This window comes from Pseudomonas sp. PA1(2017) (genome assembly GCF_001945375.1).
GTDB lineage: Bacteria > Pseudomonadota > Gammaproteobacteria > Pseudomonadales > Pseudomonadaceae > Aquipseudomonas.
This window is the reverse complement of the sequence record NZ_MSXU01000009.1, coordinates 148,253-169,952: the sequence shown is the minus strand read 5'-3', so window position 1 is coordinate 169,952 and position 21,700 is coordinate 148,253. Positions and strand designations below refer to the sequence as shown.

At 64.2% G+C, this 21,700-nt stretch carries 22 protein-coding genes; 3 read left to right on the top strand and 19 right to left on the bottom strand.

Translation table 11 applies throughout. The annotated features are described in order from the left end of the window. Window positions 1-46 precede the first annotated feature (46 nt). From ilvD to BVH01_RS07810, 15 genes are all read right to left on the bottom strand, one after another. Window positions 47-1,885, bottom strand: coding sequence for a dihydroxy-acid dehydratase (ilvD, locus tag BVH01_RS07880; protein ID WP_075929817.1), 1,839 nt, complete (start codon window positions 1,883-1,885; stop codon window positions 47-49). 226 nt (window positions 1,886-2,111) lie between these two features. Beyond that, complete coding sequence (locus BVH01_RS07875) at window positions 2,112-3,173, bottom strand: chemotaxis response regulator protein-glutamate methylesterase (protein ID WP_075929816.1); 1,062 nt, start codon at window positions 3,171-3,173, stop codon at window positions 2,112-2,114. Further along, the gene (locus tag BVH01_RS07870) at window positions 3,170-3,688 is read right to left on the bottom strand and encodes a chemotaxis protein CheD (RefSeq protein ID WP_075929815.1); all 519 of its coding nucleotides are present in this window, start codon (window positions 3,686-3,688) and stop codon (window positions 3,170-3,172) included. The genes BVH01_RS07875 and BVH01_RS07870 overlap by 4 nt, the downstream gene beginning before the upstream one ends. Next, on the bottom strand, window positions 3,681-4,502 hold the full coding sequence (locus tag BVH01_RS07865) for a protein-glutamate O-methyltransferase CheR (RefSeq protein WP_075929814.1): 822 nt from the start codon (window positions 4,500-4,502) through the stop codon (window positions 3,681-3,683). The genes BVH01_RS07870 and BVH01_RS07865 overlap by 8 nt, the downstream gene beginning before the upstream one ends. Next, complete coding sequence (locus BVH01_RS07860) at window positions 4,502-5,020, bottom strand: chemotaxis protein CheW (protein ID WP_075929813.1); 519 nt, start codon at window positions 5,018-5,020, stop codon at window positions 4,502-4,504. Before BVH01_RS07860 ends, BVH01_RS07865 begins: the two co-directional genes overlap by 1 nt. Window positions 5,021-5,023: 3 nt before the next feature. Next, on the bottom strand, window positions 5,024-6,667 hold the full coding sequence (locus tag BVH01_RS07855) for a methyl-accepting chemotaxis protein (protein ID WP_075929812.1): 1,644 nt from the start codon (window positions 6,665-6,667) through the stop codon (window positions 5,024-5,026). A 33-nt stretch (window positions 6,668-6,700) separates the two neighbouring features. After that, window positions 6,701-7,234 carry a chemotaxis protein CheW gene (locus tag BVH01_RS07850; RefSeq protein ID WP_075929811.1) on the bottom strand — a complete coding sequence of 178 codons (534 nt, stop codon included), beginning with the start codon at window positions 7,232-7,234 and terminating at the stop codon, window positions 6,701-6,703. Continuing rightward, on the bottom strand, window positions 7,227-9,410 hold the full coding sequence (locus BVH01_RS07845) for a chemotaxis protein CheA (protein ID WP_075929810.1): 2,184 nt from the start codon (window positions 9,408-9,410) through the stop codon (window positions 7,227-7,229). The genes BVH01_RS07850 and BVH01_RS07845 overlap by 8 nt, the downstream gene beginning before the upstream one ends. A gap of 5 nt (window positions 9,411-9,415) precedes the next feature. Beyond that, complete coding sequence (locus tag BVH01_RS07840; protein WP_075929809.1) at window positions 9,416-9,736, bottom strand: STAS domain-containing protein; 321 nt, start codon at window positions 9,734-9,736, stop codon at window positions 9,416-9,418. Continuing rightward, entirely contained in the window at window positions 9,733-10,101 is a 369-nt protein-coding gene (locus BVH01_RS07835; protein WP_013789289.1) for a response regulator, read from the bottom strand. Before BVH01_RS07835 ends, BVH01_RS07840 begins: the two co-directional genes overlap by 4 nt. Window positions 10,102-10,109: 8 nt before the next feature. After that, window positions 10,110-10,832 (bottom strand): methyl-accepting chemotaxis protein, encoded by a 723-nt coding sequence (locus BVH01_RS25150; protein ID WP_371915598.1) that lies wholly within the window; start codon window positions 10,830-10,832, stop codon window positions 10,110-10,112. Between the two features lie 618 nt (window positions 10,833-11,450). Then, window positions 11,451-12,089 (bottom strand): response regulator transcription factor, encoded by a 639-nt coding sequence (locus BVH01_RS07825; RefSeq protein WP_075929807.1) that lies wholly within the window; start codon window positions 12,087-12,089, stop codon window positions 11,451-11,453. 10 nt (window positions 12,090-12,099) lie between these two features. Beyond that, the gene (locus tag BVH01_RS07820; RefSeq protein WP_075929806.1) at window positions 12,100-12,822 is read right to left on the bottom strand and encodes a sensor histidine kinase; all 723 of its coding nucleotides are present in this window, start codon (window positions 12,820-12,822) and stop codon (window positions 12,100-12,102) included. 521 nt (window positions 12,823-13,343) lie between these two features. After that, window positions 13,344-14,540: a class I SAM-dependent rRNA methyltransferase gene (locus BVH01_RS07815; RefSeq protein ID WP_075929805.1), complete on the bottom strand. Its 1,197-nt coding sequence runs from the start codon at window positions 14,538-14,540 to the stop codon at window positions 13,344-13,346. 102 nt (window positions 14,541-14,642) lie between these two features. Further along, the gene (locus tag BVH01_RS07810) at window positions 14,643-15,182 is read right to left on the bottom strand and encodes a type 1 glutamine amidotransferase domain-containing protein (protein ID WP_075929804.1); all 540 of its coding nucleotides are present in this window, start codon (window positions 15,180-15,182) and stop codon (window positions 14,643-14,645) included. 220 nt (window positions 15,183-15,402) lie between these two features. Here BVH01_RS07810 and BVH01_RS07805 point away from each other — a divergent pair, with 220 nt between their 5' ends. The 3 genes from BVH01_RS07805 (at window position 15,403) to BVH01_RS07795 (ending at window position 17,519) form a co-directional block, all read left to right on the top strand. Continuing rightward, window positions 15,403-16,215 carry an HDOD domain-containing protein gene (locus tag BVH01_RS07805; RefSeq protein WP_168172900.1) on the top strand — a complete coding sequence of 271 codons (813 nt, stop codon included), beginning with the start codon at window positions 15,403-15,405 and terminating at the stop codon, window positions 16,213-16,215. 32 nt (window positions 16,216-16,247) lie between these two features. Then, window positions 16,248-17,060, top strand: a complete 813-nt coding sequence (gene mutM / locus BVH01_RS07800) for a bifunctional DNA-formamidopyrimidine glycosylase/DNA-(apurinic or apyrimidinic site) lyase (RefSeq protein ID WP_013789295.1) — start codon at window positions 16,248-16,250, stop codon at window positions 17,058-17,060. 117 nt (window positions 17,061-17,177) lie between these two features. Next, a complete protein-coding gene (locus BVH01_RS07795) occupies window positions 17,178-17,519 on the top strand; it encodes a multidrug transporter (RefSeq protein ID WP_075929802.1) in 342 nt (113 codons plus the stop codon). 59 nt (window positions 17,520-17,578) lie between these two features. Here BVH01_RS07795 and ggt read toward each other — a convergent pair whose 3' ends face one another. From ggt to BVH01_RS07775, 4 genes are all read right to left on the bottom strand, one after another. After that, window positions 17,579-19,273, bottom strand: coding sequence for a gamma-glutamyltransferase (ggt, locus tag BVH01_RS07790; protein WP_083659438.1), 1,695 nt, complete (start codon window positions 19,271-19,273; stop codon window positions 17,579-17,581). Window positions 19,274-19,275: 2 nt separating this feature from the next. Further along, window positions 19,276-19,527 carry a YfhL family 4Fe-4S dicluster ferredoxin gene (locus BVH01_RS07785; protein WP_075929801.1) on the bottom strand — a complete coding sequence of 84 codons (252 nt, stop codon included), beginning with the start codon at window positions 19,525-19,527 and terminating at the stop codon, window positions 19,276-19,278. 128 nt (window positions 19,528-19,655) lie between these two features. After that, window positions 19,656-20,138, bottom strand: coding sequence for a pantetheine-phosphate adenylyltransferase (gene coaD, locus BVH01_RS07780; RefSeq protein WP_013789299.1), 483 nt, complete (start codon window positions 20,136-20,138; stop codon window positions 19,656-19,658). A 113-nt stretch (window positions 20,139-20,251) separates the two neighbouring features. Then, window positions 20,252-21,673, bottom strand: coding sequence for a coniferyl aldehyde dehydrogenase (locus BVH01_RS07775; protein WP_075929800.1), 1,422 nt, complete (start codon window positions 21,671-21,673; stop codon window positions 20,252-20,254). Window positions 21,674-21,700 lie beyond the last annotated feature (27 nt).

Here is a 21,700-nt window from a genome sequence, read left to right as displayed (position 1 = left end):
CAGAAAACCCGGCGCGAGGCCGGGTTTCCGTTTCAGCACAGCAGGCTCAGCCGTCCAGCAGCGCCTTGTTGCGCACCGCGCCCTTGTCGGCGCTGGTGGCGAGCAGGGCGTAGGCTTTCAGAGCGGTGGTCACCTTGCGCGGGCGTTGCTCCGCCGGTTTCCAGCCCTTCTTGTCCTGTTCGTGGCGGCGGTGGGCGATTTCCTCGTCGCTGACCAACAGGTTGATCGAGCGGTTGGGGATGTCGATCAGCACCTTGTCACCATCCTTCACCAGGCCGATGGCGCCGCCGGCAGCGGCTTCCGGCGAGGCGTGGCCGATGGACAGGCCCGAGGTGCCGCCGGAGAAACGGCCGTCGGTGAGCAGGGCGCAGGCTTTGCCCAGGCCCTTGGATTTCAGGTACGAGGTCGGGTAGAGCATTTCCTGCATGCCTGGGCCGCCTTTCGGGCCTTCGTAGCGAATGATGACGATGTCGCCTTCCTTCACTTCATCATTGAGGATGCCGCGCACCGCGCTGTCCTGGCTTTCGAAGATCTTCGCGTTGCCCTCGAACACGTGGATCGACTCGTCGACGCCGGCGGTCTTCACCACGCAGCCGTCCAGGGCGATATTGCCGTACAGCACGGCTAGGCCGCCTTCTTTCGAGTAGGCATGCTCGAAGCTGCGGATGCAGCCGTTCTCGCGGTCGTCGTCGAGGGTTTCCCAGCGGGTCGACTGGCTGAACGCGGTCTGGGTCGGGATGCCCGCCGGGCCGGCCTTGAAGAAGTGGTGCACGGCTTCATCAGAGGTCTGGGTGATGTCCCACTTGGCGATGGCTTCGGCCATGCTGCGGCTGTGCACGGTCGGCAGGTCGGTGTGCAGCAGGCCGCCTCGGGCCAGCGAGCCGAGAATGGAAAAGATGCCGCCGGCGCGGTGCACGTCTTCCATGTGGTACTTCTGGATGTTCGGCGCCACCTTGCACAGCTGCGGCACCAGGCGCGACAGGCGATCGATGTCGCGCAGGTCGAAGTCCACCTCGGCTTCCTGGGCGGCGGCCAGCAGGTGCAGGATAGTGTTGGTCGAACCGCCCATGGCGATGTCGAGCATCATGGCGTTCTCGAACGCCTTGAAGTTGGCGATGTTGCGCGGCAGCACCGAGTCGTCGCCTTCGCCGTAATAGCGCTTGCACAGCTCGACGATGGTGCGGCCAGCCTGCAGGAACAACTGCTCGCGGTCGCTGTGGGTGGCCAGGGTCGAGCCGTTGCCCGGCAGGGCCAGGCCCAGGGCTTCGGTCAGGCAGTTCATCGAGTTGGCGGTGAACATGCCGGAGCACGAGCCGCAGGTCGGGCAGGCGCTGCGCTCGTATTCGGCGACTTTCTCGTCCGAGGCGGTGCTGTCGGCAGCGATGACCATGGCGTCGACCAGATCCAGGCCGTGGCTGGCCAGTTTGGTCTTGCCGGCTTCCATCGGGCCGCCGGAGACGAAGATCACCGGGATGTTCAGGCGCAGGGCGGCCATCAGCATGCCGGGGGTGATCTTGTCGCAGTTGGAGATGCAGACGATGGCGTCGGCGCAGTGGGCGTTGACCATGTACTCCACGGAGTCGGCGATGATCTCGCGGCTCGGCAGCGAATAGAGCATGCCGTCGTGGCCCATGGCGATGCCGTCATCGACGGCGATGGTGTTGAATTCCTTGGCCACGCCGCCGGCTTTCTCGATCTCGCGGGCGACCAGCTGGCCCAGGTCCTTGAGGTGTACGTGGCCGGGTACGAACTGGGTGAAGGAGTTGGCGATGGCGATGATCGGTTTCTTGAAGTCTTCGTCCTTCATCCCGGTGGCGCGCCACAGGGCACGGGCGCCGGCCATGTTGCGGCCGTGGGTGGAGGTCTTCGAGCGGTAATCAGGCATGACGGATTCCTGCGGCTAATCAGGTAGGCATTGGATGTGGGTGAGCGGGTCAGCGGCAGGTGGCCGCGAAGCAAGGTGGCATGGCGCACGACGGGATCTCCGTCTGCCTGCCCGGGCTCACAGGCCCGCCGAAGGGTGGCTGGCGGGAAATGCCCCGATTCTACGCCGCGCGAGGCGGGGGAGGAAAGGCTGCTGGCAGCCGGCCGTCCCCGCCGGCTGCAGAGCCCTAGCCGCGCAGGATGGCGGCGGGGATCTGATCCAGGGGGATTTCCTTGCTGACCGCGCCGAGTTTCATGGCTTCCTTGGGCATGCCGTAGACCACGCAGCTGGCTTCGTCCTGGCCGAGGGTCAGGGCGCCGGCTTCATGCATTTCGCGCAGGCCGCGGGCGCCGTCGTCGCCCATGCCGGTCATGATGATACCGGTGGCGTTGGCGCCAGCGGCGCGGGCGGTGGAGCGGAACAGCACGTCTACCGAGGGCTTGTGGCGACTGACCGGCGGGCCGTCGACCACCTCGACCACATACTGGGCGCCGCTGCGCTTGAGCAGCAGGTGGCGGCCGCCGGGCGCGATCAGCGCGCGACCGGGTACCACGCGATCGCCATGCCGCGCTTCCAGCACCTCCAGCTCGCACAGGCCGTTGAGGCGCTCGGCGAAGGCGGCGGTGAAGCGTTCGGGCATATGCTGGACGATGACGATTGCCGGGCAGACCCGCGGCAGGCGGGTGAGGATGTATTCCAGCGCCTGGGTGCCGCCGGTGGAGGTGCCGATGGCGACGATACGCTCGGTGGTGCGCGCCATGGCGCCGGTGGCCGGTGGCAGGATGGCATCGGCGCTGAGTTTGGCCTGGGGCGCCGTGGGTTGCGCCTTGTTGGTCAGGCGCTTCACATTGGCCCGGGCGGCGGCCTTGACCGCGTTGACCAGATCATCGCTGGCGTTGACCAGGAATTTGCTGAGGCTGGCCTGGGGCTTGGTGACGATGCTCACCGCGCCCGCCGACAACGCTTGCATGGTGGTGGTGGCACCCTTTTCGGTCAGCGTCGAGCAGATCACCACCGGAGTGGGGCGCTCTGCCATCAGTTTGCGCAGGAAGGTAATGCCGTCCATGCGCGGCATCTCGACGTCGAGCACGATCACGTCGGGCCACTGGCGCTGCATCTTGTCGAGGGCGAACAGCGGGTCGGCGGCAGTGCCGATCACCTCGATCGCCGGGTCAGCCGCCAGTACCTGGGAGAGCACCTGGCGCACCACGGCGGAGTCGTCGACGATCATGACTTTTATGTTTTTCATAGCGGTCGCTTTCCAGCAGGGGGCTCTTGAGTGGCAAGGGGCTGGGTTTGCTTCAGCGCGATCTCGCCGCTCCAGATATCGAAGATTAGATTGCGGTGGCCGACGCCGCCGACATGTTCGCCGTGACAGCCGAGCTTTCTCTCGGCGAGCAGGCGGCGGGCGATGTCGATGTTCTGCTGGCCGACATGATGGCGACGGCTTTGCGCCAGGCCAGGAAACATGTGGCCGCCGCCAAAGATACGCGCCTGGTATTCGGCCAGGCGGGTGCCGCTCAGTGCGATTGCCTCGCACAGCAGGCTCACCACTTCATCGGCGTAGCGGCCATCACGTTGCTTGGTGGGGCGCCCGCGGGTGGGCAGCATGAAATGGCACATACCGCCCAGGCGCGCATGGGGATGCCAGAGCACGATCGACACGCAGGAGCCAAGCAGGGTGCGCACGCGGGTGTAGGGCCCGCCAAAGTGATAGTCGCCGGGGTTCAGGTACACCTCGGCGATCGAAGGACTCTTAGTCATCAGGCTTGCGGTAGATCGAGGGTTTCACGACCTTGAGCGTATCGTTGACGCCGTTCAGGCTTTCCGAGTGGCTGATGATGAAGTGACCACCCGGGCGCAGATGCTTGAGCAGGCGCGCCACCACTTGGCGTTTGGTGTCGGCGTCGAAGTAGATCATCACGTTGCGCAGGAAGATCACGTCGAACAGGCCGACGTCCGGTAGCGCGCTGTTGAGGTTGATCTGAGTGAAGCGCACGCGCTGGCGCAAGGCCGGCGCGATCATCATTCGCCCATGGTTCTCGTCGATGCCGCGCAGGCAGTGTTTGACCAGCAGATGGCGCGGTATGTTCTCGGCGTCCTCCAATTCGTACACGCCGTTGCGCGCCTGGGTGAGGATGCGCTGGCTGATGTCCGAAGCGAGGATTTCCCACGGCCGCTCGCCGAGGCGCTCGGCCAGTAACAGGGCCAGGGTGTACGGCTCTTCGCCACTGGAGCAGGCGCCGCTCCAGATCCGCAGCGGGCGACCGCTGGGAATCGCGTCGGGCTTTTGCAGCAGCTCGCGCAGAAAATCGAAGTGCTTGGGTTCGCGAAAGAAGTAGGTTTCGTTGGTGGTCAGCAGGTCCACGCAGGTCTGCAGCTCGGCCTTGTCCTTGCCGACCAGGCGGAAGTATTCGCCGTAGGTGGCCATGCCAAGAGCACGCAGGCGCTTGTTGAGGCGCCCGGCTACCAGCGGTTTCTTGGCATCGGAGAGGTGAATGCCGGCGATGTCGTGAATGAGCTGGCGGAACTGGCTGAACTCGAGATCTGAAAGCGTGGCCTGGGTCGTCTCGCGCATCAGCTGGAAGCACCGTGCTGCTGGGCCTGGCTGATGGCGAGGTGTTCTTCAGCGGAGATCACTCGGCCGATATCGAGCATCACCACCAGGCGGTCATCGAGCTTGCCCATGCCGCGGATGAAGTCGGCGCGGATGCTGCCACCGAAGGACGGCGCCGGCTCGATCTGCTCGGCGCCGAGCTCGCGTACCTCGTTGACCGCGTCGACGACGATACCGATCACCTGGGTATGGCTGGGCCCGGTGATTTCCAGAATCACGATGCAGGTGCGTGGGCCTATCCGGGTCGTCTGGCCGCCAAAGCGCTGACCCAGATCCATCACGGGCACCACGGCGCCGCGCAGGTTGATCACGCCGAGGATGCTCGGCGGCATCATCGGCACCGTGGTCAGCCGGCCGTACTCGATGATCTCGCGTACGGCGCGAATCTCCACTGCGAACAGCTCCTGCGCCAGGGTGAAGGTCAGGTACTGGCCCGCTCCTGCCGTGGCGCCGTCGAGCAACCGTGGTTCGCAACTCATGGGCTACTCCTGAAAGCGCACGTAGCCGGCCGGCAGGCCACCGCTGTGGCCGTCGTCATCGCGCCCCTGGCGAGCCGGGCCGTTGCCGCGAGCGTTCGGCTGGCGAGTGCGCGGCGGATTGGCGACGGTGATGCGCTCGCCCGTGCCGCTGAGGCGGAAGAAGTCCATCAGTTGCTGCAGTTGCTCGGCTTGCCCGCTCATTTCCTCGGCGGTGGCTGCCAGCTCTTCGGAGGCCGAAGCGTTCTGCTGGGTCAGCTCGCTGAGCTGGTTCATCGCCGTGCTGATCTGGCCGACACCGCTGCTCTGCTCGTCGGAGGCGGCGGCGATTTCCTGCACCAGGTCGGAGGTCTTGGCGATGGACGGCACGATTTCGTCGAGCAGCGTGCCGGCACGCTCGGCCAGGGCCACGCTGTTCTTGGCCACTTCGCCGATTTCCTGGGCGGCCACCTGGCTGCGTTCGGCCAACTTGCGCACTTCGGCGGCGACCACGGCGAAGCCCTTGCCGTGCTCGCCGGCGCGGGCCGCTTCGATGGCGGCGTTGAGGGCCAGGAGGTTGGTCTGGTAGGCGATATCGTCGACGATGCCGATCTTGTCGGCGATGGTCTTCATGGCGCGGACGGTATCTTTCACCGCCTGGCCACCCTCACCAGCTTCGTTGGCAGCCTTGCTGGCCATACCGTCGGTGACCCGGGCATTTTCGGTGTTCTGGGAAATGGACGCCGACATCTGCTCCATCGAGGCGCTGGTTTCCTCGACCGACGCGGCCTGTTCGGAAGCGGCCTGGCTCATGCTCTGGGCCGTGGAAGAAATCTCCTCGGAAGCGCTGGACAGCGAGTCGGCGGAGCTACGTACCTCGGCGATGATCTGCGTCAGGCGGGTGGACATGTTGCTGATCGAGGCCAGCATGCTGGTGGTGTCATTGGGCTTGACCACCACCTGGGTGCGCAGGTCGCCTTCGGCGATGCGGGTGACCACTTCGGCGGCATAGGCGGGCTCGCCGCCCAGTTGCTTGAGCAGGCTGCGAGTGATCAGCCAGCCGAGCAGGATGGAAACCAGAATGGCGATACCGCCGATCAGCGACAGTTGCAGGCGTGATTCCTGGTAAAGCGCGCTGGCGTCTGCCGCATCCTGATCCATAAGGCCGCTCTGATAGGTGATCAGCGCGTCAGCGGCGACAAGCAGGTCATCGTTGGCCGGGATCATGCTGGCGAACAGATAGTTTTCTGCACGCTCCGGGTCATCCAGCAGCTTGAAAAGCTCGTCGTAGCGCTTACCCACAACGTCACGCGCGGCGTTGACGCGAGCCATGAGCTCACGGCCTTCTGGGCTGGCGATGGTGCGGCTCAGCTCTTCTGCGGCTGCCAGGCGCCGTTCACGGCTGCTATTGATGAGCGCCAGGTTGCGCTGATCGGCCGCTTCATCCTCATCCAGAATGATGTCGCGTACGTAGCGACCCTGGTTGGAGGTTTCTTCCTTGATGGTGGTGGCCTGGCGGATCTTCACATAACGATCCTTGATGATCATGTCATTGGAGTCGTTGATTGCGCTCATGCGGGTCAGGCCCAGCACCAGAGCGATCAGCAGCAGCACGATGACCGTACCGAAACCGAGGCCGAGCTTTGTGGACACGCGTAGGTCTTTGAACATGGTTGCTTCCCTCTGTGATGCTTGGCTGCCCGGTCAGGCGGACAATGCTTTGGTTCCGTCTGGCAGAGCCGCTAACTCGGCGACCGCAAGGGCGTTTTCGATGGCCAGCAGGATGATGAAGTCACCCTCGCGGTGGACCATCGCCTGAATGAAGTCGCTGCGAATCGAGTTGCCGAAGGCCGGTACCGCATTCATCTCTTGCGGGGCGATCTCCAGCACCTCGCTGACGGCATCGACGAGAATGCCGAGAATTTGCGGGGCCTCGGGCTGGGGCACTTCGACGATGATGATGCAGGTGCGCCGGTCGATCTGCGTCCTGGCGTGGTTGAAGCGCAAGCTCAGGTCGATGACCGGCACCACGGCACCGCGCAGGTTGATCACGCCATGTACGCAGCGGTTGGCCATCGGCACCTGGGTGGTGCGTTGGTACTCGATGATTTCCCGCACGCACAACCCGTCCAAAGCGTAACGCCGCTCGTGCAGGATGAAGCTCAGGTACTGGTGCACCAGCTCTTCGTCGGCGGCCGCTTTCAAGGCATTTGCGGTGGTTACGGCGAGCTCACTCATGGGCGTAGACCTGGGCGGATTCGTGATGCGAGGCGCTGCGGGGCGTGGCCAATTGGCTGAGCAGGCGGGGAATGTCGAGAATCAGCGCGACGGTGCCGTCACCGAGAATGGTGAAACCGCCCAGTTCGCTGCAGCCGGCGAAGATCTTGCCCAGTGGCTTGATTACCGTCTGGAATTCGCCAGCCAGTTGGTCGACCACCAGGCCAGCACGCAGACCGGCCTGACGTACCACCACCACGCTTTCACGGCGTGGCGGCTGGCTCTCCTCCTCGAACAGCTCACGCAGGCGCACGATGGGCAGCATCTGCCCGCGCAACTCCAGGTGGCCGCGCTGGAACGCGGTCCCGGCCGGCAGCTCGATGCATTCCTCCACCATCTCCAGGGGAATGACGTAGCCGGCCTGGCCGACGCTGACCAGAAAGCCGTCGATGATCGCCAGGGTCAGCGGTAGGCGGATGCGAATGCGCGTGCCCTGGCCGAGGGTGCTGTCCAGTTCGATGGTGCCGCGCAGGGCGGTGATGTTGCGCTTGACCACGTCCATGCCGACACCGCGACCGGACAGGTTGCTGACCTGCTCGGCGGTGGAGAAGCCGGGCTCGAAGATCAGCGCGAAGGTTTCCTTTTCCGACAGCGTCTGGCCTTCGCCGATAAGGCCGCGCTCGCGGGCCTTGGCGAGGATGCGCTGGGCGTCGAGGCCGCCGCCGTCGTCGCTGACTTCCAGAACGATGCTGCCGGCATCGTGGTAGGCATTCAGGGATACGTTGCCCTGGGCTGGCTTGCCGCGCGCCAGGCGGGTTTCTACCGACTCGATGCCATGATCCATGGCATTGCGCACCAGGTGGGTGAGCGGATCGGTGATGCGCTCGACCACCGTCTTGTCGAGTTCGGTTTCGCCGCCGCTGATGGACAGGGCGATGTCCTTGCCGATCTCCCCGGCGACGTCGCGCACCACGCGCTGGAAGCGGTTGAAGGTGCTGCCGATCTGCACCATGCGCAGCGGCAGGGCGGAATCGCGGACTTCCTCGACCAGCCGTGACAGCAGCTCGGTGGCTTCGAGCATTTCCGGGTGGCCGCAATTCTGTGCAGTCATGCGCGCACCGGCACCGGCGATGATCAGCTCGCCGACCAGGTCGATCAGTTTGTCCAGCTTGCCGGCGTCGACACGGATCAGGCTGTTCTCGTTGCTGCGGTTTTCCTTGATCTGCTGTTGCTTCTGCAGCGCAGCGGCGATCACTGGTGGCTGCACCAGGCTTTCCTCGACCAGCACGCGGCCGATTGGGCGCGGCTCGTCGCGCTCCTGGCCCTGCACCTGGGCTTGTAGAACTTCCTGTAGTTCGTTGGCGGTCAGGGTGCCGCAACGCATGAGGATCTCGCCCAGGCGCATGTCTTCTTCCGGCAGTGCGCGGATCAGCTCCAGATATTGCTCGGACTTGCTGTTGGGCGGCAGGATGCGGATCAGGCTGTCTTCGCGCACGAACTCGAAGGCGCCCTCGATGGTGGCCTTGTCGGCGTCGCTGACGAAGGCCATTTCGAAACCCAGGTAGCAGGTTTCCGGGTCCATTTCGGCGGCCACCGGAATGCGGTCGAGCAGCGGGACGATGCTGACGATCTTGCCGAAAGTGCTCAGGTAGCGGAACAGGCCGAGCGGGTCCATGCCGTTGCGCAGGGTATCCGGGCCGAAGCGCAGGGACAGGTGCCAGTGGTCGGCGCCCACGCCCTCGGCTTGGCCCCGCTCGATACGCGTAGTGGCCGCCGGTATCGGTTCGCTGACCGGGGAGGGCTCCAGGTAATGGGACAGTTGCTCGGCCAGTTGCTGATGGGCGATCTGCGTATCGGGCTCGAGGATTTCCAGGTCGGCGCCGCTGTCGACCAGTGCCACCAGGCGCGCCAGGTGGTCGCCGACCTGTAGGAACAGGGCAGTCATGTCCTTGTCGAAGCGCAGCTCGCCGTTGCGCACCCGGTCCAGCACGCTTTCGGCGATATGGGTGAAGGCGACGATCACATCGAGGCCGAACAGGCCGGCCGAACCCTTGATGGTGTGGGCTGCGCGGAAGACGGCGTTGATGGTGTCGGCGTCGTCCGGGTCGTTCTCCAGCTGCAGTAGGGCCTCTTCCATCTGTTGCAGCAGCTCCTGGCTTTCGGCGATGAAGACCTGCAGCACTTCGTCCATGTTCATGGTGGTTACTCGCTCGCCGGCTTGATCAGGATGGGGTCGCCGAAGAAGGTACCCAGCCCGCTCAGCTCGAAGGCCTCGATCACCGCCGGGCTGTGATTGGTCAGGCGCAGGTCGCAGTTCATGCGCGCCGCCTCCTGCTTGGCCAGGATCAGCAACTGCAGGCCAGCGCAGTCCAGTTCGTCGACGGCGCCGAGATCGAGCTCCACTTCCACATCGCAGGCCAGGGCCTGCGTCAGCAACTGCATGTGCTCGGTGGCGCTGTAGATGGTCAGGCCGCCTTCCAGGGGCAGGATGCGGTAGAGGTTCTCTGCCGGCGCGTCGGTCATGGCAGGATCAGCTTGGAGACGGCAGTGAGCATCTGGGCTGGCTGGAAGGGCTTGACCACCCAGGCTTTGGCACCTGCGGCGCGGCCTTCTTCCTTCTTCGCTTCGCCGGCCTCGGTGGTGAGCATGATCACCGGGGTGAACTTGTAGGCGGGCAGTTGCTTGACGTTCTTCACGAAGGTGATGCCGTCCATGTTCGGCATGTTCACGTCACTGATGATCAGGTGCACCTTGCGGCCGTCGAGCTTGCTCAGCGCATCCTTGCCGTCGCAGCCTTCGATGACCTGGTAGCCGGCTCCCTTGAGCGTAATGCTGACGACCTGGCGGATGGAGGCGGAGTCGTCGACGATGAGTACGGTCTTGCTCATGGGAAACCTCAAAAAAACGTGATGTCGGAATCGTTGCTTTTGGCGCTGCTTTTCTCACCCCGATGGATGCCGTGCTGCTCGGGGGTGGTGTAGGTCTGCGCCAGTTCTCTGAGCCAGCGGTCGATGTCCAGGGGCGATGGCGCGAGGCTTTGCTGGCGCTGCGCATGGCGATTCTGGATATGCGCGTGCAGCTTGTCCTGGTCGGCGGCGATATGGCCGAGGGTCTGGCTGATGCGGTCCTGGAATTGCAGCGAGACCAGCACCTCGGAGATATCCTGGGCGACCGATTCGCTCTGCGTGCGCATGGTTTCGTTGTGGTGAACGATGTCGCTGGCACTCTGGTTGAAGCGGCTGATCACCCCGGCGATGACGTCGCTGGCCTTGTTCAGGGTAACGGTGTCGGTCTTGGTGTATTCCTGGGAGATGTCCAGAGTCTTGTGAATGGCGTCATTGACGATCACTACGGTTTCGCCGATACGCTGACCGGTGTCGCCCGACATCGACGACAACTTGCGCACCTCGTCGGCGACCACCGCGAAGCCGCGGCCACTCTCACCGGCCCGTGCCGCCTCGATGGCAGCGTTGAGGGCCAGCAGGTTGGTCTGTTTGGCGATATTGGCGACGTCCTGGGCCATGTCCTGCAACTGGTCGGTGAAGCTGGACAGCTGGGTGATTTCCTTGAGCAGCGATTCCTTGCTGGCCAAGGCATCGCGCAGGGCGACGATGATCATGTCCAGCTCGTACTCGCAGCTCGATAACAGCGCCACCAGGCGTTTTCCAGCCTCGCGTTCGGTGCTGCCACCCAGGCTGCTCTGGATCCGCGTGGCCAGCTGGGCGAAGCGCTCGCTCAAGGAACTGATGGATTCTTCGGTGTGGCTACGGGCGTTCTCGATATGCTGCGACCACAGCGGCAGAACCTGGCCGCAAAGCTGCTCGACGCTGTCGTCCTGGCTGGCCGGTGGCTGCTCATGGCTGGCGAGCTGTGCCGTTGACGCCTGGCCGGGGCTCTGGCGGCGCAGCGTGAGGATGATGATCACGCCCGCCACCAGCAGGATGGCCAGGGCCGGCAGCATGCCGAGCATCTGCTGGCCGACCAGCGTTACGGCGGCGATGCCAGCGATCAGAGTCAGTAGGGGAGCGAGGAGGGAGGTGGAAAGATCACGCATGTAAAGCTCCGTGGCGGACTGGGCTCAGACTCCACGGAACAGGCAGCAGGCGGGCAAAGCTCCAGCACGGTGACCAAGCATTCCTTTGGATGTCGGCAGCATGCATGAAGCATCATCGGTGGGTGCATCGGCTTTGGCTGATATTTGCTTGGCTTTAACCGCTGCAAAGAACTAAGGATTTTCCTAGGCGTTATCAGAATTCATCAGCGTGGATGTGAACCTGATCAGGTCTGCATTGCTGGAAAAACGCATTTTTTCCATCAGATTTATCTTATGGGTACTGACTGTCTTGTTACTGATCGTCAATTGTTTGGCGATGTGGTTGACGCTTAGCCCCGCGGCAAGCAGTCGCATGATCTGGAACTCGCGATTGGTCAGGCTGTCCAGCCCGCTGCGGTTGGTGGGCTTGATGCTGCTCAGGGCGATGGGCTCCATCAGCGCCGGGTCGATGTAGCGATTGCCGGCACTGACTTTTCTCACCGCTTCGACGAGGATCGAGGGCGACTGGCTCTTGGTCAGGTAGCCTGTTGCGCCACAGCGCAGCACACGCAGGGCGAGATGCGGGTCACCGTGCATGCTGAGCACCAGAATGGGCAACTTGGGGTACTGGTGAGTGATGCGGGCGATCAGGGCTTCGCCGCTCAGGCCGGGCATGCTGATGTCCAGTAGCAAGAGGTCTACGGGAACCAGACGCAGCTTTTCCAGCGCTTGGGCGCCATCGGCCGCTTCGGCGACGACGTGCACGTCATCATATAGCTCGAAGAGGCGCTTGAGCCCTTCGCGCATGATCATGTGGTCGTCGGCGATCAACAGCTTGATCATCGGTGAATCCTTAAACACGGTGGGCCACGGGGAATATCGCCTGGACGATGGTGCCCTGGCCGGGATGACTGAAAATGATCACCGGCCCGCCGAGTCGCTTGCCGCGCTCACGCATGCCGGAAAGTCCGGTTGAATCGGGGAGGGTGTCGCTCAGGGTGAAGCCGCGACCGTCGTCGGAGATCTCCAGCACGTAGTCATTGTCGCGTTGTTCGAGGCTGACCGCCGCGCGGCTGGCGTGGGCGTGACGCAGGATATTGGTGAGCGATTCCTGCACGATGCGGCACAGGTGCGAGGCCTGGTCGGCATTGAGGTCGAGGGTGGGCGGCAGGCTGCAACGGCAGTCGATGCCGGACAGGCGTTTGAAGTCGTCGACGAGGTGCTTCAGGCTGTTTTCCAGACTGTGGTGCAGGCGGCCTATGGGGCCGCCGAACTGCACGTCGCGAATCGCTTCGATGGCGCTGTGGGTGATGCCGATCAGGCGCTGGATTTCTTCTTCCAGATCCGGGCGGTCACGCTTGAGGCGGATGCCCAGAACTCCCAGGCCCTGTTGCAGAGCCGTCAGCTGTTGGCCCAATTCATCATGCAACTCGCGGGCAATACGCTTGCGCTCCTTGTCCCGGATGGCGGCATAGAGCTTGGCCCGGTGTTCGCGGTGGCGGGCGTCTTCGGTTTCCTCGTTCTGTTGCGTTTGCGTCCGGTTGCCATGCTGGGAGAGCGTCTTCGTGTCAGTCACCTGGGCTCTTCTCTCTTGTTATTGACCGGCTGTCGAATCTCGACGGCCAGGTCATGCAGGATGTGATTGAGGGTAATGCCCCTGTACTGTCCTGGCGACAACGATCACCGACCTGGCGCAGCGGCATCGGTACGAGGCGATCGCTGCTGGGGCACTCGCTGCAGTGCTGCCGCGCCGACCGACACGTTCGTCCGCCTGCTAAGCCTAGCCCGCGGTATCAGCGGTGCCGGCTTGCATTAGTCGGGCCAGTGCAGGGGCTTGCCGTAATGGTGGGCGGGGCGAGCGCCGTGACGATGAGTCGACGGCTGGCTGGAGAAGAGCAAGTGATCATCGACAGGGCTCTGGTCGGCTGAAGATCCGGCCCATCTTGCGGGCTATCTGTGACGGCGATAACGCGTGCGACGGCACGTCGAGCATTCAGGCATGCCAGCAGAGACCACGATAGCGGGCCTGGGTTCGCCAGGGCCCGATATCCGTGGTGCTTGTCGAGATGCCAGCCGCCGAACGGACAGGCCGTGCCGTCAGCTGTTGGGCAGCAGGCGGCAGGTCAGGCTCTTGATGTAGCGGGTTTCGCCGATGGCCGGGTGCACCGGATGGTCCGGGCCCTGGGCACCGCGTTCGAGCAGCTGGATGTTGCGATCCAGATGGCGGGCGCTGGTCAGCAGGATGTTCTGCAGATTGTCTTCGTCCAAGTGCATGGAGCAGCTGGCGCTGACCAGGATGCCGTCCTTGTTGAGCAGGCGCATGGCGGTTTCGTTGAGGCGGCGATAGGCGGCCTCACCGTTCTTGATGTCCTTCTTGCGCTTGATGAAGGCGGGTGGGTCGGCGATCACCACGTCGAAACGCTCTTCGGCCGCCTTCAGTTCACGCAGGGCGGCGAACACGTCGCCTTCCACGCAGGTGACCTTCTCGGCGAAACCGTTGAGCGTAGCGTTGCGCTCCACGCCGTCGAGGGCGAACGCCGAGGCGTCCACACAGAACACTTCACTGGCGCCGAACGCCGCGGCCTGCACGCCCCAGCCGCCGATATAGCTGAACAGGTCGAGCACGCGCTTGCCCTTGACGTAGGGCGCCAGGCGCGCGCGGTTCATGCGGTGGTCATAGAACCAACCGGTCTTCTGGCCCTCGATCACCGGCGCTTCGAACTTCACGCCGTTCTCTTCCAGGGCGACCCACTCCGGCACCACGCCGAAGGCGGTGTCCACATAGCGCTCCAGGCCTTCGGCATCACGGGCGGCGGAATCGTTCTTGAGCAGGATGCCGCTGGGCTTGAGCACCTGGATCAGCGCGGCCAGCACATCGTCCTTGTGGCGCTCCATGGTCGCCGAGGCCAATTGCACCACGAGGATGTCGAAGAAACGGTCAACCACCAGGCCCGGCAGCAGGTCGGAGTCACCGTATACAAGGCGGTAGCAGGGCTGGTCGAACAGGCGCTCGCGCAGGCTCAGGGCTACGTTGAGGCGGTGCACCAGCAGGGATTTGTCCAGCACGTGCTTGACGTCACGCGACAACAGGCGGGCGCAGATCAGGTTGTTGGGGCTCAGGGCAACGATGCCCAGGGGCTTGCCGCCGGCAGCTTCGAGAATGGCCTGGTCACCGGCTTCGAAGGCATTGAGCGGCGTGACGGCAACGTCGATCTCGTTGCTGTAGACCCACAGGTGGCCGGCGCGCAGGCGTCGGTCGGCGTTGGCTTTCAGGCGCAGGCTGGGCAGGGACATGGTGGGCTCCGTCGCAAAAAACGCGCATTCTAAACGAGGAGCCCGCCAGCTGCTTGCCGCGTTGCATGCCGTGGACGCACATCCTTGGTCCGCGGCGCTGACTCAGGCAGCGAGCGCGGCAATCAGTTTCTCGTTGAAAGCCGGCAGGTCGTCCGGCGTACGGCTGCTGATCAGTTGGCCGTCGACCACCACTTCCTTGTCCACCCAGGTGGCACCGGCGTTCTTCAGGTCGTCGGTCAGCGAGGGGTAGCTGGTCAGGGTCTTGCCCTTGAGCAGGTCGGCGCTGGCGAGGATCCAGGCCCCATGGCAGATCACGGCGATCGGTTTGTTGGCCTTGGCGGCGTCCTTCACCAACTCCACGGCCATCTCGTCGAGACGGATGGTGTCGGCGTTGACCACGCCGCCCGGCAACACGATGGCGTCGTAATCATCGATCTTCGCCGTATCGAAGGTTTTGTCGACGGTGAAGGTGTCGGCTGGCGTGGTGTGATTCCAGCCAGTGACCTTGCCGGATTTGCTGGAAAGAATCTCAGCGGTGGCGCCGAGTTCTTCGAGCGCCTTTTTGGGGCCGGTCAGCTCGACCTGCTCGAAACCGTCGGTAACCAGCAGAGCGACACGCTTGCCTGCAAGGGACTTGCTCATCGTAAACACCTTTCTGAATAGGCTGAGTGAGCAATATTCGGGGCGCTGCGGGCCGCTAAGTTCAGGCCAGGCGACGACCTGCAGATTTGTTCTGTAACCGCTGGCTCAAAAGTCCTCACGCTCAGGGTAGACTGCGTGCTCCATCACTCTTTTACCTTGCGCCTCCATGGACAAAGAACTTTCGGCCGAGCAGATACAGACGTTTCTGCAAGGCATCAGCGTGCCGCCGCAACCGCAGATCATGGTCGATCTGCAGTTCGAGCAGTACATGCCCAACCCGGACCTGAAGGCCATCGCGCGCCTGATCAGCCAGGACCCGGGGCTGTCCGGCGCCTTGCTGAAAATCGTCAACTCGCCGTATTTCGGCCTGGCCAACCGCATCGGTTCCATTCAACGTGCGGTCAATCTGCTGGGCAGCCGCTCGGTGATCAACATGGTCAACGCTCTGTCGATTCGCGGCGAGATGAGCGACGAGACCATCGTCACCCTCAACCGCTTCTGGGATACCGCCCAGGACGTGGCCATGACCAGCCTGACCCTGGCCAAGCGCATCGGTTACGAGTCCGTCGACGAGGCCTACACCTTGGGCCTGTTCCACAATTGCGGCATTCCGCTGATGCTCAAGCGCTTCCCCGACTACATGACCGTGCTCGAGGAATCTTACGCCAGCGCCAGTGCCGAGCGGCGTATCGTCGACACCGAGAACCGCTTGCTCAACACCAATCATGCAGTGGTCGGCTACTACACCGCCAAGTCGTGGAACCTGCCGCTGCACCTGTGCCAGGCCATCGCCAACCACCACAACGTGCTGGCCATCTTCGCCGAAGAGAACGACAACGACGCCCAGCTCAAGAACCTGCTGGCGATCCTCAAGATGGCCGAGCACATCTGTCGCAGCTATCAGGTGCTGGGCAACCAGAGCGAAGACCACGAATGGCAAGCCATCGAGCCGCTGATTCTCGAGTACGTGGGGCTCTCCGAATACGACTTCGAGAGCCTGCGCGAGAGCATCCGCGACCTGGGCGCCGCCTGAGGCGCCATTCCTGAATCCGCTTCGAGTCCGCCATGCCTGAATTGCCAGAAGTCGAAACCACGCGCCGGGGTATTGCGCCCCACCTGATCGGCCAGCGTGTCAGCCGGGTCATCGTTCGTGAACGCCGCTTGCGCTGGCCAATTCCCGAAGACCTCGACGTGCGGCTTTCCGGCCAGCGCATCGAAGCCGTGGAGCGGCGCGCCAAGTACCTGTTGATCAAGGCCGAGGTCGGTACGCTGATCAGCCACTTGGGCATGTCGGGCAACCTGCGTCTGGTCGAAGCGGGGCTGCCGGCAGCCAAGCACGAGCATGTCGATATCGAGCTGGAGTCCGGCCTGGCGCTGCGTTACACCGACCCGCGCCGCTTCGGCGCGCTGCTGTGGAGCGAACTGCCGCTGGAGCATGAGTTGCTGGTGCGCCTCGGCCCGGAGCCGCTGACCGAGCTGTTCGATGGCGAGCGTCTTTTTCAGCTGTCACGTGGCAAGGCGGTGGCAGTCAAACCGTTCATTATGGACAACGCGGTGGTGGTCGGCGTCGGCAACATCTACGCCACCGAGGCGCTATTCGCCGCAGGCATCGACCCGCGGCGTGCCGCCGGTACGGTGTCGCGGGCGCGCTACGTGCGCCTGGCTCAGGAGATCAAGCGCGTGCTGGCCCACGCCATCGAGCGTGGCGGCACCACGCTGCGCGATTTCATCGGCGGCGATGGTCAGCCCGGCTACTTCCAGCAGGAGCTGTTCGCCTATGGTCGCGGTGGCGAGTTCTGCAAGGTGTGCGGCAGTACCCTGCGCGAGGTGAAACTGGGCCAGCGGGCCAGCGTTTACTGCCCGAAATGCCAGCGCTGAGTCGCTTCGTCCGATCACGTGACCACTTGTTCAGCGATTGACGGCCATCACGCGACAATTGCCGGCGCGCTGTTATAGTTACCGGCATCGCCCCGTATACCTCTGAAGGATCGCCCCATGAAACTGTTTCGCTCTTGCGCTGCTGTTCTGGCGCTGACTGCTGCCTCGCTGGCGCTGACCGCCCATGCGCAAGAAGTGCAGCAGAACGCCAGCGGTGACCCGCTTTACACCGTTCAGGCCCCGGATGGTTTCGCCATGATCGGTGACCTGCTGATCGCCCGCCCGCTGCTGATCGGCGCTACCGCCATCGGCGCCGCGGCATTCGTCGTCGCCCTGCCATTCTCGGCCATGGGCGGCGGCATCGGCGCTACCGGTCGTGCCTTGGTGGTCGAGCCGGGCAAGGCGGCATTCGTGCGCTGCCTGGGCTGCACGGGTGACGGTTACAACCAGCGCCAGTGATCGCGGATCTCGCCCATTGAAAAGCCCCTCGACGAGGGGCTTTTTGTTGTCTGCCAGTTTTAGCGAGTGACCTGCACTGCGCTGTTGCCGATACCCCGCGGATCGCTAGCCGCTTCGACCTGGCCGCTGGCCTTGTTCCAGCGCAGCACCTGCCCGTTGCCGTACTCGCGCTGCACATCCTTGAGCTGGTAGCCACGCTTCTGCAATTCGGCGGCCTGGGCAGCGCTGAAGGTCTGCGGCTCGTGCTCGATGACGTCCGGCAGGTACTGGTGATGGTAGCGCGGCACGGCTGGCCAGCTGGCGATTGGCTGGCCGTCCAGGTATTGCAGGATCGACAGCAGTACCATGCTCGGTATACGGCTGCCGCCCGGTGTGCCGAAGCTGGTGAATTCGCTCGGGCTTTCGATGAAAGTCGGGCTCATGCTCGACAGCGGGCGCTTGCCGGCTTCGATGGCGTTGGCCTGGCTGCCGGCGAGGCCATAGGCGTTGGCGCCACTGAGATCGGCGGCGAAGTCGTCCATTTCATCGTTGAGCAACACGCCAGTGCCGGGCACCGTGAAAGCGGCGCCGAACGGCAGGTTGATCGACAAGGTAGCGCTCACCGCGTTGCCGTCGGCATCCAGCACGGTGAAGTGGGTGGTGTGATCGCCTTCCTTCCAGGGCCTGGCCGGTGGTAGCTGGCTGCTCGGGGTGGCGCGTTGCGGGTCGATGCCGTCGCTCAGGCTTTTCAGGTAGGCCGGATTGAGCAGGGCGGCGGCAGGGTTGTCGACGAAGTCCGGGTCACCCAGTTGGCCACGGTCGCGATAAGCCCGGCGCAGGGTTTCCACCACCAGGTGGGTGCGCTGCACCGGGTCGGCCGCTCGCCAAGGCAGGTGCTGCAGCATCAGCAGGCTCTGGGCCAGGGCCACGCCGCCGGCCGAGGGTGGCGGAGCGCTGATCAGCTCGCGGCCTTCGGCCAGCGGTACGCGAATCGGTTGGCGCGTTACGGTGCGATAGTCGGCCAGATCCTGAAGCGTCCAGATACCGCCTGCGGCACGCACACCGGCCACCAGGCGCTCGGCCACGGGGCCGGCATAGAAGCCGTCACGACCATGATGGGCCAGCTCCAGCAGGGTATCGGCCAACTCCGGCTGGCGCAGTAGCGCGCCTTCAGCGGGCACCTCGCCGCCGCTCAGGAACAGCCGCGCGGTTTCCGCGTCGTCACGCATGGCCGTCAGGCGCATGGTGGCGCGATCGCGGTACACGCGATCGACCGGGAAGCCTTCGCGGGCCAGGCGGATGGCCGGCGCCAGGCTGTCGCGCAGTGGCAATTTACCGTGGTGCTCGGCCAGTTCGACCAGTGCGGCGGGCAAGCCCGGAATGGCGGCGGCCAGCGCGCCGTCACGGGACAGCGACGCCTGCACCTGGCCGTCGCGGCGATACATATAGGCATGGGCGGCCCCGGGGGCACGCTCGCGGGCATCGATGAATTCGTAACGGGCGTCGGCGCTGCGCAGCAGAAAGAATCCGCCGCCGCCCAGGCCCGAGCCATAGGGCTCGACCACCGCCAAGGCGGCGCTGATGGCTACTGCCGCGTCGAAAGCATTGCCGCCCAGCGCCAGAGTTTCCTTGCCGGCGACAGTCGCGGCTGGGTGGGCGGTGGCGATGGCACTGCTGCCGGGGCGCTCGGCGGCTTGCAGGCCGAGGCCGAGCAGCAGGAGCAGCGCGCCGGACAGGGCGCGCAGGGAATGGAGGCCGCGAAGGGAGCGGCGCACCCTCAGGCCTTACCGGTAAGGGCTTTGTACTTGTCCATCAACTGCTCCTTGCTCTCGACGTTGTTCTCGTCGAGGGGGATGCAGTCTACCGGGCAGACCTGCTGGCACTGCGGCTCGTCGTAGTGGCCGACGCATTCGGTGCACAGGTTGGGGTCGATCACGTAGATCTCCTCGCCCTGTGAAATCGCCGCGTTCGGGCACTCAGGTTCGCAGACGTCGCAGTTGATGCAATCGTCGGTAATGATCAGGGACATGAAAGGCAAGCTCCCGCCGGGCCAGCGGCCCCGACATATTCAAACGGATAGCCGCGATTGTGCCGGATTGTCACCGCTAGCGCACGCCCGCGCGCCATATGGCGCGCAGGCATGTCGGCGTTGCCGGATCAGCGGTTCTTGAAGCGCTCGGTCAGGGCGTCGGCGACGGCCGGGTGAACGAACTTGCTGATATCGCCGCCCAGGTTGGCGATCTCGCGCACCAGGGTGGAAGAGATGAAAGAATACTTTTCCGATGGCGTGAGGAACAGGCTTTCCAGGTCCGGCGCCAGCTGGCGGTTCATGTTGGCCAGCTGGAATTCGTACTCGAAATCCGACACCGCGCGCAGGCCGCGCAGCAGCACGTTGGCGCCCTGTTCCTTGGCGAATGAGGCGAGCAGCGTGGAAAAGCCGATCACTTCGACGTTGGGCAGGTGCTTGGTGACTTCCCGGGCCAGCGCCACGCGTTGCTCGAGGGAGAACAGCGGGTTCTTCTTCGGGCTGGCAGCGACCGCGATCACCACGCTGTCGAACAGACGCGCGGCGCGCTCGACCAGATCGCCATGCCCCTTGGTAATGGGGTCGAAGGTGCCTGGGTATAACACTCGATTCATCGTGACGTCCTGGCAGGCGCGTTAGGGAGTCGGATGGTAGCGCAGCACGCCGGGGCGGGCCAAGTCGGCGGCCTTTCGATGGCGCCGGATGTGGGCGTTAATCGCGCTACCGCTCAGCGGATGAACAATTTGTAGACTAGCTTCTGCAACGCTTTGCCATAGGGCGGATAGATCAGCCGGGCGAGGTTGAGGCGCTGCTTGACGAGCACACCCTTGGCCTTGCTGAAGGTGAGAAAACCTTCGTGCCCGTGGTAGTGGCCCATGCCCGAGGCGCCGATGCCGCCGAAGGGCATGTCGTCCTGCGCCACGTGCAGCAGAGTGTCGTTGAGGCAAACCCCGCCAGAGTGGCTGTGCTGCAGCACGTGCTCCTGCTCGCGACGGTCGTAACCGAAGTAATACAGGGCCAGCGGACGCGGGCGCGCCGCGATGTAGGCCAGGGCGTCGTCGAGGCGGTCATAAGGCACCACGGGCAGCAGCGGCCCGAAGATTTCGTCCTGCATCACGAGCATGCTGTCGTCGGCGTTGAGCAGCAGGGCCTGGGGCATGCGCCTGCCCGCGGCCTCGGCAGTCAGGGCGATCACCTCGGCGCCCTTTTCGCGAGCGTCGTCCAGATAACTCTGCAAGCGCTGCTGCTGGCGCGCGTTGATGATGCTGGTGTAGTCCGGATTGCCCTCGACCTGTGGATAAAAGCGCTGCACCGCACGGCGGTAGGCTTCGACGAACGCCTCGACCCGCTGGCGAGGTACCAGTACGTAGTCCGGGGCCACGCAGGTTTGCCCAGCGTTGAGTGTCTTGCCAAAGGCGATGCGCTCGGCGGCGTGTTCCAGCGGCACGTCTGCTGAGACGATGACTGGGGACTTGCCGCCCAGTTCGAGCGTCACCGGCGTCAGGTTTTCAGCTGCTGCGCGCATCACGTGGCGGCCGATGCTGGTGGCGCCGGTGAACAACAGGTGATCGAACGGCAGTTTGGCGAAGGCCATGCCGATCTCGGCCTCGCCGAGCACCACGCCAACCAGATCCTCGGGGAAGATGCTGGCCAGCAGCTCCTTGAGGCGCTGTGAAGTCCGCGGCGTGGCTTCGCTGAGCTTGAGCATCACCCGGTTGCCGGCGGCCAGTGCGCCGACCAGCGGGGCGATGGCGAGGAACAGCGGGTAGTTCCACGGCACGATGATGCCGACCACGCCCAGCGGCTGGTAGATCACCCGCGCCGAGGCGGGCATGAACGCCAGGCCCACGTGTCGTCGCGAAGGTTTCATCCAGCGGCGCAGGCGTTTGCGGGTGTAGCGAATGCCCTGCACCGTGGGCAGCATTTCGGCGAGCAGGGTTTCATCGGCGCTGCGGTTGCCGAAGTCCTCGCTGATGCAGCGAATCAGCGCGTCTTGATCGCTGAGCAGGCGTGCCTTGAGGCTGTCGAGCAAGGCGATGCGCTGGTCGGCAGGCGGCATGGGGTTGGCCACGAAGGCTTCGCGCTGAGCCTGAAAACGCTGCTGTAGCTCGGCAATGATCTGCTCAAACGGGCCTGACAGGTTGACCACGCCGCCGTCCTTATCAACTCACTGGAG